Origin of the sequence: Caballeronia sp. J97 (genome assembly GCF_905220305.1) — a bacterium.
In the GTDB taxonomy this organism is placed as follows: Bacteria; Pseudomonadota; Gammaproteobacteria; order Burkholderiales; family Burkholderiaceae; genus Caballeronia.
Genome location: NZ_CAJMZL010000008.1, coordinates 150248 through 165349, shown reverse-complemented (window position 1 = coordinate 165349; position 15102 = coordinate 150248). Strand labels below are relative to the sequence as shown.

Sequence of the window (15102 nt, the reverse complement as noted above, 5' to 3'; positions counted from 1 at the left end):
AGCCGGCCGGCTGGCCTTTGAGCCGCGAAAAGGCTTCGCGGCGGGTCTGTGCCCATGACAAGGCAAGGCCCGTGCCAAGCGAGCCTTACGGATTCGATACGCCAAGTTACTGATTTAAAGCGGGTTTTTTTCTGCTGATTTTCGCTGGACACAGGCCGTTCCGAAATTTCAGAATCGCTCGATTTTCGATGGCTGAGCTTTTAGACTGCGAATTCCCCATCACGCAACCGGAGCGGCCTCACGCATGACGAGAACCAACGAGCATCAGCAGCCCATCGGCGAACCGGTGACGGACTGGAAAGCGCGCGAACGTCCCGCGCGCATCGGCATCGAAGGCGGGCACTGCCGCATCGAGCCGCTCGACGTGGATCGCCACGCCGCCGACCTCTTCGAAGCCTACGGCCGGGCGCCGGATGGCAGCGACTGGACTTACCTGTTCGTCGGGCCGTTCGCGGACTTCGACGCCTTCCGCGACTATCTGACGAAGGCGGCGGCGTCCGCGGACCCGCTGCATTACACCGTCATCGATTCGGCGAGCGGCAAGGCGGTCGGCACACTCGCGCTGATGCGCATCGAGCCTGCGCATGGCGTGATCGAAATGGGCAGCGTCACGTTCTCGCCCTTGCTCAAGCAGACGCGCATCTCGACGGAAGCGCAATATCTCCTGATGCGATATGTCTTCGAAGACCTGGGGTATCGACGCTACGAATGGAAGTGCGACAGCCTGAACGCGCCGTCGCGCAAGACCGCGCTTCGGCTCGGCTTCGAGTTCGAAGGCATTTTCAGGCAGGCGATCGTCTACAAGGGGCGTAATCGCGATACGGCGTGGTACGCGATCATCGACCGCAACTGGCCGCGCATCCGGCGCGCATTCGAACGCTGGCTCGCCGACGATAACTTCGACGCGAACGGCAGGCAGCGTGCATCGCTTGCGCAGTTGCGCGACGAAGGCAATTGAATCGGACGCGCGGCTGCAATCGCGATGATGAGCCGCGCACTCGATTACTTCTTGATGCCGAGCAGTTCGACTTCGAACGTCAGGTCGCTGTTCGGCGGGATCGTGCCCACGCCGCGGCTTCCGTAGGCGGTCGCCGCCGGGCATGTCAGCTTCGCCTTGCCGCCGACCTTGATCTTCTGAACGCCTTCGGTCCAGCACGGGATCACGCGGTTGAGCGGGAAGGTCGCGGGGCCGCCGTGCTTGCTCGAACTGTCGAATTCGGTGCCGTCCGCGAGCGTGCCGCGATAGTTGACGCTGACGACGTCGTCGGCCGCCGGTTGCGCGCCGGTGCCTTGTTTGATGTGTTCGACGACCACGCCCGATGGCAGCTTCTCGGTGGTGTTGGCGGCGAATGCGGTCGATGCAATGGTGGATGCGGCGAGCAAAGCGATGACTGATTTCATGCGATAACCTCTTTGAACGGAAGGGCCATTATATCGACAGGCCATGCGCCTCAATCCGTTCGCGCCTGCGGGCATTCCGCCCGATACCACTGATCGACCCGACGCTGCGCCGCGTGCAGATCATCGGGATAGTACGGATCGAAGAACTTCGACGGGTCGTATCCCGCTCTTTCGAGCGCCGCCAGTTCGCTCATGTTGCGCTCGCGCGTGGGTGGCGCGTGATTCCTGAGCGCGGTGAGATCGCGGCATTGCGCCGCGCTCAGGTTCGTCGTGCCCTGCTGCGCGCCGCTCGCGGCGCAACCGGCGAGCGCGATGGCCAGCGCCGGGATCATCGATCGTTTGTTCATGTCGCGTCTTCCTTCGATTCGGGGCGTCCATCCGAAGTATCCCTAGTCGGGCCGAATTCCGCTCGATCCGTGTGTCATGAAGCCGGCGAGTGCTGCCGCCGCGTCATTGTTTGCATTTCGCAAATGACGCATTCGCCGGTTCGGCCGTTCTTTTCGTGCGGCGTCTGGGTCACGCTCTGTTTCGTCGACGGCGCTGCCATTCAACGAAGTCGTCGCCGATTCTGACTCAGGAGACAAAGATGACCTCGAACCGGTGGGATACGTCCTACGAATGGAAAGCCGTGACGCTGCTAGCGCTCGGATTCGGCCTTGTCGGCCTCGATCGATGGCTGATCGCGCCGCTCTTTCCGGCGATCATGAAGGATCTGCATCTCACCGCACAGGATGTCGGCAACTGTATCGGCATTCTGGGCCTTTCGTGGGGCGTGTTCGCCGCGCTGATGGGCGGCATCTCCGACAAGATCGGGCGGCGCAAGGTGCTGGTGCCCGCGATCATCGCGTTCTCGTTGCTGTCCGGGTTCTCGGGCGTGGCAGGCGGGCTCGCGAGCCTGCTGGCCGTTCGCGCGCTGATGGGCGTCGCCGAAGGCTCGTTCTGCCCGACGAGCTTCGCTGCGACAGCGGACGCTTCGCATCCGAAGCGGCGCGGCTTCAACCTCGGGTTGCAACAAAGCGGATTCGCGCTGTTCGGTCTTGCGCTTTCGCCGATCATCGCAACGCAACTGCTCAATGTGGTCTCGTGGCGCTGGGTTTTCGCGCTCGTTTCCATTCCCGGCTTGATCCTCGGATTGCTGATGTTCTTCGTGATTCGCGAGCCGCGCGCCACCGTTCCGGCATCCGCGCATCGCGAGACGCACGACGGACACGTCGCGCACGGCAACTGGCGCGACGTGCTGAAGAGCCGCAACATTCCCGTCGCCATGGTCGCGCTGTTCTGTGCGATGACGGGCGTTTTCGTGCTCGGCGCGATGCTGCCGCTTTACCTCACCGAGTATCTCGCGCTTGACACGCAGCGCATGGGCATCGTGGTGTCGGCGATCGGCTTCGGCGGCTTCGTCGGTCAGTTCGGTCTGCCGGGGCTGTCCGATATCGTCGGACGGCGGCTCGCGAGCATCGCCGGTTTCGCGGGGACGGCGGTCATGCTGTACGTGTTTCGCGGCATCGGCGCGCAGCCGCTCGTCCTGTTCATCGTGCTGTTCGTGGCGGCCTTCTTCACGCTGGGCCTCGTCTCGCTGCTCTCCGGACCGGTCGCGACGGAAGCCGCGCCCATCGGCATGGTGTCGACCGCGATCGGCATCGTCGTCGGCGCGGGCGAGATCTTCGGCGGCGGCGTGGCGCCCGCGCTCGCGGGGTTCGTCGCAACACACTTCGGAATCCAGAATATTCTCTGGCTGCCGATTTGCGCCGTGCTCCTCGGCATCGGCGTGAGCCTGCTGCTCGAAGAAACCGCGCCGGCCCGGGCGCGCGGACAAGCGCGGGCGGCCGAGCTCACCGGAAGCGAACAGCCCGAGTAAGCACGGGCGCGCCGGAACCTCGCGCGCCGCGGATACACTGACATGCTGGACACGACCGAAAGGGACCAGCATGGACCGTTTTCTCAGCATCGAAGCCTTCGTGCGGGTGGCGGAGACCTCCAGCTTCGCGGAAGCGGCGCGGCAGTTGGGGGTCGCCAGCTCGGTCGTCACCACCCGCATCCAGCAGCTAGAGAAGTTCCTCAACGTGCCGCTGTTTCATCGCAGCACGCGGCACGTCAGGCTCTCCGATGTCGGCGAGGCGTTCTACCGGGACTGCGCGGAAGTGGTGGGACGCGTCAACGAACTGACCGACCAGATGCGCGAGCTGCGCGCGACCCCTACCGGGCGGCTCCGGATCCAGATGCTGCCCGGTTTCGCGCTGGGCCACTTCGGCGCATCGCTGGCCGAGTTCAATCGGCGCTATCCCGGCATCCAGCTCGACGTGATCGTCAATGACCGCGTCGTCGATCCGATCGAAGAGGGCTTCGACGTCGCGTTCCAGATCTTCCCGCCGATCTCCGAATCCCTGATCGAGCGGCGTCTCTTCACCGTGCGGCGGCTCTTTTGCGCCGCGCCTTCGTACCTGAACGAGCATGGCGCGCCGCGGCATCCGCGCGATCTGCTGGATCACAGGACGGCGCTCTATTCGGGTTATCCGTCGCGCAATCGCTGGACGATGACGCGCGGCGGCGAGGTCGTCGAAATCGAACTGCCCGGCATCATCCGCTCCAATTCGGTTCACCTGCTGCATGACTACGCATTGACAGGCGGCGGGGTGGTCTGCCTGCCGACGCTGGTCGCGAGCGCGTCGCTGCTCAATGGCACGCTCGTGCCGGTTCTGGCGGACTATGCGCTCTCGCCGATGAACTTCGCAGCCGTCTATCCCGCCACGCAGCGGCAAGGGCTGAAGGTGAAAGCGCTCGTCGAGTTTCTCGCTGAGCGGCTGGGCCCCGAGCCTGCCTGGGACGTGCCGCTCATCGAGCGAGGCTGGGTCAGCTAGCGATGCGACTAACCGCCTTTCACCTCGCATCCCTTGAACACCGCGACTAGCGGCGCTGCGGCCCGAACATTCGCGACAGCGCCCGCGCGAGTTCCTTCACGACGGCATCGGCGGTCGGGCGATGCAGCAGCGCGATATCCATCGTCTCGATCGCCGGGAGTCCGCTTTTCGTCGTCAATACGACGTGGTCCGGCGAGACGGCGCGCGCCGGAAGCAGGCTGATGCCCAGACCATCGGCGACCGCCGCCTGAATGCCGCTCAGACTCGAACTGATGAAGCTGAGCCGCCAGCGCCGTCCGATGCTTTCGATCGCGTTGGTCATGTCGTCGCGATAGAGCCCGCGCGGCGGGAACGCGATGAGGGGAATCGGATCGAGTTGAAACGAAGGATTCTTCGCGCTGTCGATCCATCTCAACTGCTCGGGCCACGTCGCGACGGCCTCGCGGCTGTTGCGCCGCTGCTTCACGAGGATCAGGTCGAGATCGCCGCGATCGTAGCTGTTGCTCAGGTCGCGGCTCAGTCCGCTCGTCACTTCGAGTTTCACCTGCGGATGCTTCCGGTTGAAGGCCGCCAGCATGTGCGTGGTCGGCCCGCCGACAAAGTCTTCCGGCACGCCGAGACGCACCGTCAAGCCGACATTCGCGCCCGACAGCGCCTCGATCATTTCATCGTTGAGCGCGAGCATCCGGCGCGCGTAAGCAAGTAGCGTTTCGCCGGCGTCGGTCGGACGAACGTCGCGGCTGCCGCGTTCGAGCAGCCTGTGTCCCGCCATCTCTTCGAGGCGTCGGACTTTCTGACTCACCGTCGACTGCGTCGAATGAAGGCGCGCGGAAGCGGCAGTGAACGTGCCGCAATCGGCCACCATGACGATGGCTTTGAGCAGGTCCAGGTCGAACAGCGGCGTACGTGCTTTGGGAACGTGTTTCATCGACCGGGTCGATCTTCGAATGGGACATCGACTTCTATCACGCGGGGAAGGGCGCTGGCAATCGCATGGTATTCGCTTTTCAACTGGTGTTCATTCGAACATTTAATTTTTGAATACAAGGGGAGATGGCTAACATCAGTCCACGTCGATGCGAACGGCCCTGCCATCACGCTTCGACGTCAGACAAAAGGCTCGGACGTGGCGCAGAAAAGCCCCGTGACGAGACAAAAGCCCGGAGACAAGGATGATGAAAGCGCAGGTGAACAACTGGAGGACATCGCTCGTGGCAGCCGGCGCAGGCATGGCGCTGACCGCAACGGCGGGCGCGCAGTCGAACGTCGTGCTGTACGGCATCGTCGATGCAGGCATCACGTACACGAACAATCAGCAAGGCCATTCCGCATGGCAGGCGACGGGCGGCAACGAGTCGGGACCGCGCTGGGGCCTGCTCGGAGCGGAGGATCTGGGCGGCGGGCTGAAAGCCAATTTCAAGCTCGAAAACGGCTTCAACGTGATGAACGGCACGGCGATGCAGGCCGGGCGCATGTTCGGCCGGCAGGCGTGGGTCGGCATGAGCAGCGACACACTCGGCGCCGTCACGCTGGGCCGTCAGTACAACACGGTCCAGGACATTCTCGGCGCGATTCAGATCAGCAATACGCTCGTGCAGTATTCGACGCATCCGTTCGACAACGACGACATCAACAACACGTTCCGCACGAACAACGCGGTGAAGTACGTTTCGCCGATCCTCGCCGGATTGCAGGCGAACGTAATGTACGGCTTTTCGAATGCCACCGGCTTTGCAGCCAACAATAGCTGGAGCGCGGGTCTTTCTTACACGCGCGGGCCGCTGAATCTCGGCGCAGCCTACGCGCGCATGAATCAGCCCGCGAGCAGCGCAGTGGGCGCGGTCGCATCGGACAACTATTACGCGCCGAGCGCCGCGATCTTCGGCACGCGTCTCGTCGACACGACGCGCCAGCAGATCTGGGGCGCGGGCGGAACCTACGCATTCGGTCCCGCGACGTTCGGGTTGCTCTACACGGGCTCCGATTTCAACATGGCGTCGGGCGGCGCGCTGCGCTTCGGAAACTATGAGGGCAGCGTGCGCTATGCGCTGTCGCCCGCGTTGATCGCGGCGCTCGGCTATACCTACACGCAGGCGTCGCAAGGCGATACGAGCGGGCACTATCATCAGGTATCGGGCGGTCTCCAGTACCTTTTGTCCAAGCGCACCGACGTCTATGTGAACGGTCTTTATCAGAAGGCTTCGGCGGGCATCGGTCATGCTTGGATCGATGGCATCGCCGCGCCATCGTCGACGACTTCACAACTGGCGTTCGTCGCCGGTCTGCGTCAGAAGTTCTGACAGGTCATGCGAGGAACCTCATGAAACTCCGCATTCTTCTTGCCGCGCTGCCGTTCATCGGCCTCTATTCGGGCGGCTCGATCGCCGCGCATACGCCGCTTCTCTTCGGCGTGCCGTTCCTGCTCGTCTGGAATCTGTTCTGGATGGCCGGAACCGCAGCCATTCTCGCGCTCATCTATTTTCTCGACAGCCGCGATGAAGCGGCGAACGCGGGAGGCGGACAATGAACGCGTCGCTGATCATCATCGTCCTGTTCGCGATCTTCGCGCTGGCCGTGGGCCTTTACGCGCGTCGCGGGAAAAAGCTCAGTCTCGAGCAATGGGCAGTAGGGGGGCGCGGTTTCGGCTCGCTGCTGACCTTTCTGCTGATGGCGGGCGAAGCCTTCTCGACGTTCTCCTTCCTCGGCGCGAGCGGCTGGACCTACAGCAAGGGCGTGCCGGCGTTCTATATCCTGTCGTACGGCTGCCTCGCGTATGTGCTCGGCTACTGGATGCTGCCCGCCATCTGGCGATACGCGAAGGATCGCAACCTCGTATCGTTTGCCGATTACTTCGCATCGAAGTACGAGAGCCGCGCCGTCGGCGTGCTGGTGTCGGTGGTCGCAGTGTTCGCAATGGTGTCGCTGCTCATCATCCAGTTGCGCGGGCTGGGCATCATCGTCTCCGAGATGTCGTATGGCCTCATTTCGCAGAACACCGCGATCTGGATCAGCGCGCTGCTGATGGTCGCGTACATGACTGTTTCGGGCATTCACGGCTCGGCGAGCATCGCGATCTTCAAGGACGTATTGATTCTCGGCCTCGCGATCTTTCTCGGCACGTACCTGCCTTTGCATTACTTCGGCGGCTTCGGCGAAATGTTCGCGCGCATCGATGCCGTGCATCCGGAACTGCTGCGCATGCCCGAGCGCGGGTTCAACCTGAGCTGGTACAACTCGACGCTGCTGCTGACGTCGATCGGCTACTACCTGTATCCGCACGGCTTCACGGCGGTGTACGTGGCGCGCGATGCATCGGCGCTGCGCAAGAACGTCGTGCTGATGCCGATCTATCAGGTGCTCATCGCATTCCTGTTCCTCGTCGGCTTTGCTGCGGTGCTCACCGTGCACGGACTCGAAGGCGCGCAAACCGATCTCGCGTTGCTGCGTCTCGTGAAGCAGACATTTCCGTCGTGGTTCGTCGGCATCGTCGGCGGCGCGGGGCTGCTCACGGCACTGGTGCCCGGCTCGCTGATCATGCTCAACGCATCGACGACGATCGCCCGCAACATCTATCGCGAAGGTTTCGCGCCGCAGGCGAGCGACAAGGATGTGGCGCGCGTCGCCCGCATCGCGTTGCCGCTCTTCACGCTGGTCGTCGTATTCTTCGTGTTGCGCGGCGGAGCGACGTTCGTCGCACTTGCGATCTTCTCGTCGAGCCTTTTGACGCAACTCGTGCCGATGCTCGCGTCGAGCTTCCTGAAGCGCCCCTTCGGCACGCGCGAAGCGGCGTTCGGCGGCATCGCGGCGGGCGGCATCGTGCTCGGGCTGTCGAGTTGGGGCGGCATGACGCTTGCGACGGCGTTCCCCAACGCGCCGCTCGCATTCACGTCGATCAACATGGGGCTCGTCGCGTTGTTCGCGAACGCCGTGGTCTTCGTTGCAATCAGCGCCGCGCAACGCATGCTGCGCGCGCGTATCGATACTGCCGTCGAATCGGCATGACAATCATGACTCAGTCACTTTATCTCTCCAATGTCCGGCTGGCCGACGGCCAACGCGTTTGCACATCCATCGTCGATGGCCGTATCGAAGCGCTCGGCGCCGATGTCGCCGCGCCACGCGATGCGCATGTCGAAGACGGCGGCGGCGCATTGCTGCTGCCGGGTTTCGTCGAAGGCCACACGCATATCGACAAAAGCAACTGGGGCCGCCCGTGGTATCGCAACGAAGTCGGCCCGCTGCTCACCGATCGCATCGGCAATGAACGCGAGTGGCGCAGGACATCGGGGCACGATGCAGCCGCGCAATCGCTCGCGCTGTCTCGCGCGTTCGTGCAGGCGGGCACCACGCGTCTGCGCACGCATGTCGATATCGACACCGATGCGCGCCTGCGCTATCTCGAAGGCGTGCTCGCGACGCGGCAGACGATGCGCGACATGCTGGACATGCAGATTGTCGCGTTTCCGCAGTCGGGCATGCTGATTCGCCCGGGCACGGTCGAGTTGCTCGGCAGCGCGCTTGCTGAAGGCGCGGACGTGCTCGGCGCACTCGATCCCGCGTTGATTGACGGCGATCCTGTCGCATCGCTGAACGCGACCTTCGCGCTCGCGCAACGCTATCGCAAGCCGATCGATATCCATCTGCACGAGCCCGGCGAAATCGGCGCATTCACGCTGAAACTTCTGCTCGATCGCGTCGAAGCAACGGGCATGCAGGGTCAGGTGGTCGTGAGTCACGGCTTCTGTCTGGGCGCGTTGCCGGAGCGCGAGCGCGATACGCTACTCGACCGGATCGCTCATCTGCGCGTCGCGCTCCTGACGAGCGCGCCGCCCTCGCGCACGGTCCCGCCGCTCAAGCTTTGCCGCGAGAAGGGCATCACGATGTTCGGTGGCAACGACGGCATCCGCGATACCTGGTCGCCGTATGGCGTGCCCGACATGCTCGAACGCGCGATGCTGATCGGCATGCGCTACGACTTGCGGCGCGACGACGATCTCACGATCGCGTTCGATTGCGTGAGCGACGCCGCCGCGCGAGGATGCGGTTTCATCGACTACGGCCTGCATGCCGGCGCGCGTGCGGACCTCGTGCTCGTCGACGCGGAGACGGTCGCCCATGCGGTCGTGGCGCGGCCGAAGCGCAAGCTCGTCGTGTCGAACGGGCGCATCGTCGCGCGTGACGGAGCGCTCGTGTGATGAACGAACGCGAACAGGTCGACATATTGATCGAGCACGGCTGCGTCATCACGATGGACCCGGCGCGCCGCGTCATCGACGATGGCGCGGTGGCGGTGAAGGGCGATCGCATCGTCGCAGTCGGAAAAACGGAGGAGTTGGCGCGGCGCTATCATGCGGCGCGCGTGATCGACGCTCGCCGCAAGGCCGTGTTGCCCGGGCTCATCGATGCCCACGCGCATGCTGGCCATGCGATGCTCAGAACCATCGGCGGCGCAGACGGCGATGCCTGGACCTCAGCGTGCGAGACGATCTATACGCGCGCATCGGACGAAGCGTTCTGGGAAACGGAGTCGCAACTCGCGGCGCTGGAGCGTCTGAAAGCGGGCGTGACGACGGGCGTTTCGCTGTTGGGCGGCGGGGACTCGATCATGCGGGTGGACGATCCCGTGTATGCGCGGCGTCATTGCGACGCCGTGGTGAGAACAGGTACGCGCTCGATCGTCGCGGTCGGGCCGTCGCGGCCTCCCGCCCCTCGCGCTTATACGCGGCACGGACCGCGCGGCAGCGAGACATACGACGTCGATTTCGACCGCATGTTCGATGTATGCGGCGACATCGTCGATGCCTGTCACGGCGACGCCGACGGCCGCATCGAGATCGCGCTGACGCTGCCCGTGTTCGCGCCGGAGCACTATCCGGAGGTCGCGCGCTATGAACGCGATTATCGGCGTGAAGCGGAGCGCTACATGTCGATGGCGCGCGAACGAGGGCTGAGTTTCACGCAGGATGGTCATCGCGCGGGCACGCTCGATTTCGCGCATCGCGAGCTGGGACTGCTGAGCGCGAAGTCGTTCATGTCGCATGCGATCGATCTGACCGAAGCCGACATCGCGGCGTGCGTGGAGACGGGTGCTTCGATCGTGCATAACCCGAGCGCGATCATGTCGATCATCGGACGCTGCCCGGTGCCGGAACTGATCGATGCGGGCGTGACGGTGGCGATCGCCTCGGACGGCGCGGCGCCCGACCGGGGTTACGACATGTTCCGTCATATGTGGCAGTGCATGCACTACCATCGCAGGCACTTTCGCGATCCGGACGTGCTGCCGCACGGCAAGGTGCTCGAAATGGTGACCATCGATGCCGCGAAGGCATTGTCGCTCGATCACGAACTGGGTTCGCTCGAAGCGGGGAAGATGGCGGACATCATCCTCATCGATCTGTTCAAGCCGCATCTGATGCCGATGAACATGCCCGTCTATCGCGTCACTTGCTTCGCGAATGCGGGCGACGTATGCATGACGATGGTCGGCGGGAAGATCCTGATGGAAGCGTATCGCGTGGTGTCGGTCGACGAAGGGGAGATACTCGAACGCGTTTCCGAGGTTGCGGAGCGCACGTTCGAGCGCGCCGGCCTGCGTCATCTGCTGGACGCGCCGGCGACCTTATGGGCGCGCAGCCACTATTGAAGCCACGGCCCGCGCGGACGCTCAACGCGGCGCGCTGAGCGTCAGCTTCATATGGCGGTTGACGTCCTTGTACAGCAGATAGCGGAAGCGGCTCGGTCCGCCGGCATAGCAGGCTTGCGGGCAGAATGCGCGCAGCCACATGAAGTCGCCGGCTTCCACTTCGACCCAGTCCTGATTCAGCCGATAAACCGCCTTGCCTTCCAGCACATAGAGGCCGTGTTCCATCACGTGCGTTTCCGCGAACGGGATGACGCCGCCGGGCTGGAACGTGACGATGTTCACGTGCATGTCGTGACGCATGTCGCTGGTGTCGACGAAGCGCGTCGTTACCCAGCGTCCTTCGGTGCCGGGCATCGGAATCGGCTCGATATCCTGTTCGTTCGTCACGAAGGCTTCGGGGAGCGGCACGCCATCCACGGCTTCATAGTGCTTGCGCACCCAGTGAAAGCGCGCGGTATTGTTATGACGATTGCGCAATTGCCAGTTCGTGCCGGGTGGAATGAACGCGTAGCCGCCGGTCTTCAGGACGTGCAAAGTGCCGTGCAGCGTCACTTCGATTTCGCCTTCCACGACGAACAGCACGCCTTCGGCGTTCGGGTCCTGCTCGGGGTTTTCGCTGCCGCCGCCGGACGCCACTTCCATGATGTATTGCGAGAACGTTTCGGCGAACCCGGAGAGCGGACGCGCCAGCACCCAGAGTCGCGTCTTGTCCCAGAACGGCAGATGACTCGTGACGATATCGCGCATCACGCCCTTGGGAATGACGGCATACGCTTCAGTGAACATCGCGCGATCGGTCAGCAGCTCGGTCTGCGATGGATGACCGCCGTGAGGCGCGTAGTACGTATTGCTTGACATACGAAAGTCTCCGTTAAGGTTCACGCCGTCGTACTGATGGCAACGCCGTGTTGGTGTCCGGCTTTCACGGACTCGAATTGCAGGCGGGACGAATCGCCCCGGAACCGTCCGCCACGGACGATCGCGCGCTCCGCGGGCACGGCGGCAACGGCCGCGGCGGCGTTGGGCGCCTTGACGATGACGAAGGTCGCGTCGCTGCCCGCCTTCAATCCGTAAGCGTCTTTCCCCAGCACGGCGGCGCCGGCGTCGGTCGCCATATGCAGCGCGACGCGCAGTTCATCATCAGTATAGAAACCGGAGCGATAACCGATGAGCATGGCGCGTTGCAGCATGTCGCCGTTGCCGTAGGGCCACCACGCGTCCTGGATGTTGTCGTTGCCGGTGAACACGCGCACGCCCGCCTCGCGCAGCCGGAGGATCGGCGGAAACGCCCGGTCGCCGGGCGCGTTGGTCATGATCGACACGCCCGCATCCGCGAGTGCCGAAGCGGCGCGGTCGACCGCGTCGGGCGCGACATCGCCCAGCGCGTAGGCATGGCTGACGTTGACGCGGCCATGCAGGCCCGATGCCTTCGTGCGCGCTGCGATCCGGTGCAATTGCGCGATGCCTTGCTGGTCCGGTTCGTGCAGATGGATATCGATTTTCACGCCGCGCTTTTCGGCGATGCCGAAGACGATATCGAGCTGGCCGTCGGCATCGCCATCGAGTGTCGTCGGGTCGATTCCGCCGACGACTTGAGCGCCTTCGCGCGCAGCGGCATCGAGAATGTCAGCGGTGCCGGGGCAGGACACGACGCCGGCCTGAGGGAACGCAACCAGCTCGATATCGACGAGGCCGCGCCATTTTTCGCGCGCTTCCATCACGGCGTGGAGGTTCTTGAGCCCGGTGGTCGCGTCGACGTCGACATGGCTGCGCATGGCGATCGTGCCGAACGATGCGGCCTGACGGATCAACGCATCCGCGCGCTCGGCGATGGGGCGCGCGCCCGCAAGTTCCTGCTTTTCGATCGCGAGACGCTCACGCAGGCTCGCGACGGGACGATGAGGGCGCCAGCGATCGCCGACGAAGCTTTTGTCGAGATGGATGTGGCCATCGACGAAGCCGGGAAGGACGAGATGGCCTTCGAGATCGACGACCTCTCCGCCGCCCGTTTCGGGGCGCTGCGAACCGATGCTGGCGAAGCGGCCGTCTTTTACCGCGAGATGCAATGGATTGCCGTGAGCGTCGATGGCATTGACGAAAACGCGGTCGAACATGCTGATGCCTCAGTGATTCGGGACCTTTTCAACGCGTCCTGAACCGGTTGCGGCGTCGGGGTTGTGGGGTCCTCGGTGTGGTGGACCTGAACAAAATATCGGAGACGCGCGGTATCGACAAATTAAATGTTCGAATGCGGGGTATTTATATTCTGAATGGTCTTGAGATCAGGGTGTGGTGGATGTGGCTTACGTTCGACCGACGGCGGCCCGTTAGATACAGGAGAGCGAATTTCGCTATTGATTTGGATGCCTGATTATCAACGCGAAACTCAGCGGCTCATTCGTAATTCATTACTGCAGTCGCGTTCAATACGACCGGACCGGTCAACGCGCTGAGCGCGGACCCGAGAAACAATCCCTTATACGTGTAGGAAATCTGGACCGTCAGCGGATTTCCGGGGTTTGTCCCGCTCGCGTGTGTCACGGTGACGGTGGGCGGACTTGCCACGCCACTGCTGATGAGCGAATTGTTCACATTGGCCGTGGCGACCGCAGCGACTTGGGTCGTCGTCATTGCGGGCACACTCACCATCGTCCCGGCCCTGACTGCCACGCGGGCAGCGGTGGCGAGCGCGGCCTTGTCGTACATCAACAGGCTTAGATCGAGGATACCGACCAGTATCATGATCAAGAAGGGCAGCAGGATCACGAACTCCAAAGAGACGCTGCCCATCTGCGCAGTCCGATGCGGCGAGAATCGGCGAAGACCCATGGCATCGGAACCGCTTTCGGCTCTGCGCATATTGTTTTTCCTTCGGCGAATCCGTGACGCTCACTGAGGTGATGGACTCTAACCGCGGAAAGGTTATGAAATGCTTAAGCAGACGCTCCACACAAAGGAAATCAAGAAATCGACGTGCCCGATCGAGAACGTACAGTCTCTTTTGCGCTGGTGATAATCGTCCAGGTCGGCGATCAAGGGTGTGAATCGGCGAGTCGGCCGCTACATTCAGTCAAACGCCGTCCGACATCGAGTGTCAGTGCGTCAGCCGGGGCGGCACGTAAGCGCCGTAATAGGGTCCTACCTGTCCGACGGTCGTCGTGATCTTGTAGCCGGCGACAAAATGCCCCTGAATGTACTTGCCATTTCCACCCTCTGCATTGTCGATGTGGAAGGCCGCGAAGGCTACGATCGGCTGACTCGACGTCGTCGCCTGCGCGACGACGGGCACCAGTACATCGACATTGGACGGCACATATGAGTAGATGGAGGTTTTGACGCCGGGTTCGATCCAGATCGCATCGCCGATGCTCAGTCCGTTCGGATTGCCGCCGTTTATCAGGCCGCGCACGGTAGGCACATCGTTATTGTTAGTCTGGAACGATGTCCACTGTCCCGCCTCGCATCCGCCGTACGTTGCGCCATTACCGATCTGAATGGTGAACGGCTTGCCCGTAGAAGGATCGATCGCGGGCGTTCCCGACTGCGCGTCCCAGTACTGGCTGTAGATGCATTCGCCGATCGCCATCGGGAACAGTCCGCCGGAACCCACGAAGCCCGGCGCCGCCACAACGGCCACTGCAGTCGCGCTCGCTGAACCACTGTCGACACCGAGAAGCCTGGCAAACCAGAAACCGATCGGGCCGCCATTAAGTCCTGCGGCGCGCGTAACGGTGACCTGCACGGCAGGGGCATCATAGACGCCGGGCGCAATGTTTTTCGCCTCGATGTTCGTAGAAGAACCGGACAGATTCCAGTACCCGCCTTGCACGGCCGCGTTCGTCAAAGGGACGCCGTCTGACGCGTTCAGGCTGACGGCGCTCGCGGCTGCCGTTTCCGCGAAGCTCCAGTTTGGCGTCGAACCGCCGGGCAGTAATGAGGCGGCGCCTGCGAGCGCGGAAGCGTCGGCGGCTGTCTGAAGTTCGGTGCGCACAAGATAGATGTGACCCAAATCCACTGCAAAGCCTCCCGCCGCGAGCGCCGCAAGCAATGCGAAAGTCATGGTAATTGCCATCGCGCCACGCTGACGCCTGAGAGACGCTGAATTTCCCGCGCGGTGACGTCGGGCACGCTTCATGGATCGTTGTGGTTGGCCGTGCATCAGTTCGTGGTTCCCTGGCAAGAAGGTAGGCTCGATAA

14 protein-coding genes and 1 pseudogene are annotated in these 15102 nt (G+C 63.2%); 8 read left to right on the top strand and 7 right to left on the bottom strand.

Going from position 1 to position 15102, the window contains the following annotated elements; genetic code table 11:
- Window positions 1-244 precede the first annotated feature (244 nt).
- Window positions 245-943 (top strand): annotated as a pseudogene (locus U4Y90_RS13880) (GNAT family N-acetyltransferase); the annotation flags it as partial.
- A gap of 59 nt (window positions 944-1002) precedes the next feature.
- Here U4Y90_RS13880 and U4Y90_RS13875 read toward each other — a convergent pair.
- The gene (locus tag U4Y90_RS13875; protein ID WP_321795158.1) at window positions 1003-1401 is read right to left on the bottom strand and encodes an FKBP-type peptidyl-prolyl cis-trans isomerase; all 399 of its coding nucleotides are present in this window, start codon (window positions 1399-1401) and stop codon (window positions 1003-1005) included.
- Window positions 1402-1451: 50 nt separating this feature from the next.
- On the bottom strand, window positions 1452-1748 hold the full coding sequence (locus tag U4Y90_RS13870) for a DUF4148 domain-containing protein (RefSeq protein WP_321795157.1): 297 nt from the start codon (window positions 1746-1748) through the stop codon (window positions 1452-1454).
- 239 nt (window positions 1749-1987) lie between these two features.
- On the opposite strand from U4Y90_RS13870, the gene U4Y90_RS13865 reads away from it, so the two are divergent.
- Together U4Y90_RS13865 and U4Y90_RS13860 are read left to right on the top strand one after the other, a co-directional pair.
- On the top strand, window positions 1988-3259 hold the full coding sequence (locus U4Y90_RS13865) for an MFS transporter (RefSeq protein ID WP_321795155.1): 1272 nt from the start codon (window positions 1988-1990) through the stop codon (window positions 3257-3259).
- 70 nt (window positions 3260-3329) lie between these two features.
- Complete coding sequence (locus U4Y90_RS13860; RefSeq protein ID WP_321795154.1) at window positions 3330-4259, top strand: LysR family transcriptional regulator; 930 nt, start codon at window positions 3330-3332, stop codon at window positions 4257-4259.
- 46 nt (window positions 4260-4305) lie between these two features.
- On the opposite strand, the gene U4Y90_RS13855 is transcribed toward U4Y90_RS13860, so the two are convergent.
- A complete protein-coding gene (locus tag U4Y90_RS13855) occupies window positions 4306-5187 on the bottom strand; it encodes a LysR family transcriptional regulator (protein WP_321795153.1) in 882 nt (293 codons plus the stop codon).
- Between the two features lie 244 nt (window positions 5188-5431).
- Between U4Y90_RS13855 and U4Y90_RS13850 the strand changes: the two genes are divergently transcribed.
- The 5 genes from U4Y90_RS13850 to U4Y90_RS13830 are packed head-to-tail and all read left to right on the top strand — an operon-like array spanning window position 5432 to window position 10905.
- Window positions 5432-6559, top strand: a complete 1128-nt coding sequence (locus tag U4Y90_RS13850; protein ID WP_415749340.1) for a porin — start codon at window positions 5432-5434, stop codon at window positions 6557-6559.
- Window positions 6560-6579: 20 nt separating this feature from the next.
- Entirely contained in the window at window positions 6580-6786 is a 207-nt protein-coding gene (locus tag U4Y90_RS13845) for a DUF3311 domain-containing protein (RefSeq protein WP_321795151.1), read from the top strand.
- Entirely contained in the window at window positions 6783-8261 is a 1479-nt protein-coding gene (locus U4Y90_RS13840) for a sodium:solute symporter (protein WP_321795149.1), read from the top strand. The genes U4Y90_RS13845 and U4Y90_RS13840 overlap by 4 nt, the downstream gene beginning before the upstream one ends.
- A 5-nt stretch (window positions 8262-8266) precedes the next feature.
- Complete coding sequence (locus U4Y90_RS13835) at window positions 8267-9454, top strand: amidohydrolase family protein (RefSeq protein WP_321795148.1); 1188 nt, start codon at window positions 8267-8269, stop codon at window positions 9452-9454.
- Window positions 9454-10905, top strand: coding sequence for an amidohydrolase family protein (locus U4Y90_RS13830; protein ID WP_321795146.1), 1452 nt, complete (start codon window positions 9454-9456; stop codon window positions 10903-10905). The genes U4Y90_RS13835 and U4Y90_RS13830 overlap by 1 nt, the downstream gene beginning before the upstream one ends.
- Before the next feature lie 21 nt (window positions 10906-10926).
- Here the strand turns inward: U4Y90_RS13830 and U4Y90_RS13825 are convergent, their stop codons facing one another.
- From U4Y90_RS13825 to U4Y90_RS13810, 4 genes are all read right to left on the bottom strand, one after another.
- Window positions 10927-11763 (bottom strand): bifunctional allantoicase/(S)-ureidoglycine aminohydrolase, encoded by an 837-nt coding sequence (locus U4Y90_RS13825; RefSeq protein WP_321795144.1) that lies wholly within the window; start codon window positions 11761-11763, stop codon window positions 10927-10929.
- A gap of 20 nt (window positions 11764-11783) precedes the next feature.
- Window positions 11784-13019, bottom strand: coding sequence for an amidohydrolase family protein (locus tag U4Y90_RS13820; RefSeq protein ID WP_321795143.1), 1236 nt, complete (start codon window positions 13017-13019; stop codon window positions 11784-11786).
- Window positions 13020-13299: 280 nt separating this feature from the next.
- Window positions 13300-13734 carry a TadE family protein gene (locus U4Y90_RS13815; RefSeq protein ID WP_321795249.1) on the bottom strand — a complete coding sequence of 145 codons (435 nt, stop codon included), beginning with the start codon at window positions 13732-13734 and terminating at the stop codon, window positions 13300-13302.
- A 265-nt stretch (window positions 13735-13999) separates the two neighbouring features.
- Window positions 14000-15040 carry a TadG family pilus assembly protein gene (locus U4Y90_RS13810; protein ID WP_321795142.1) on the bottom strand — a complete coding sequence of 347 codons (1041 nt, stop codon included), beginning with the start codon at window positions 15038-15040 and terminating at the stop codon, window positions 14000-14002.
- Window positions 15041-15102 lie beyond the last annotated feature (62 nt).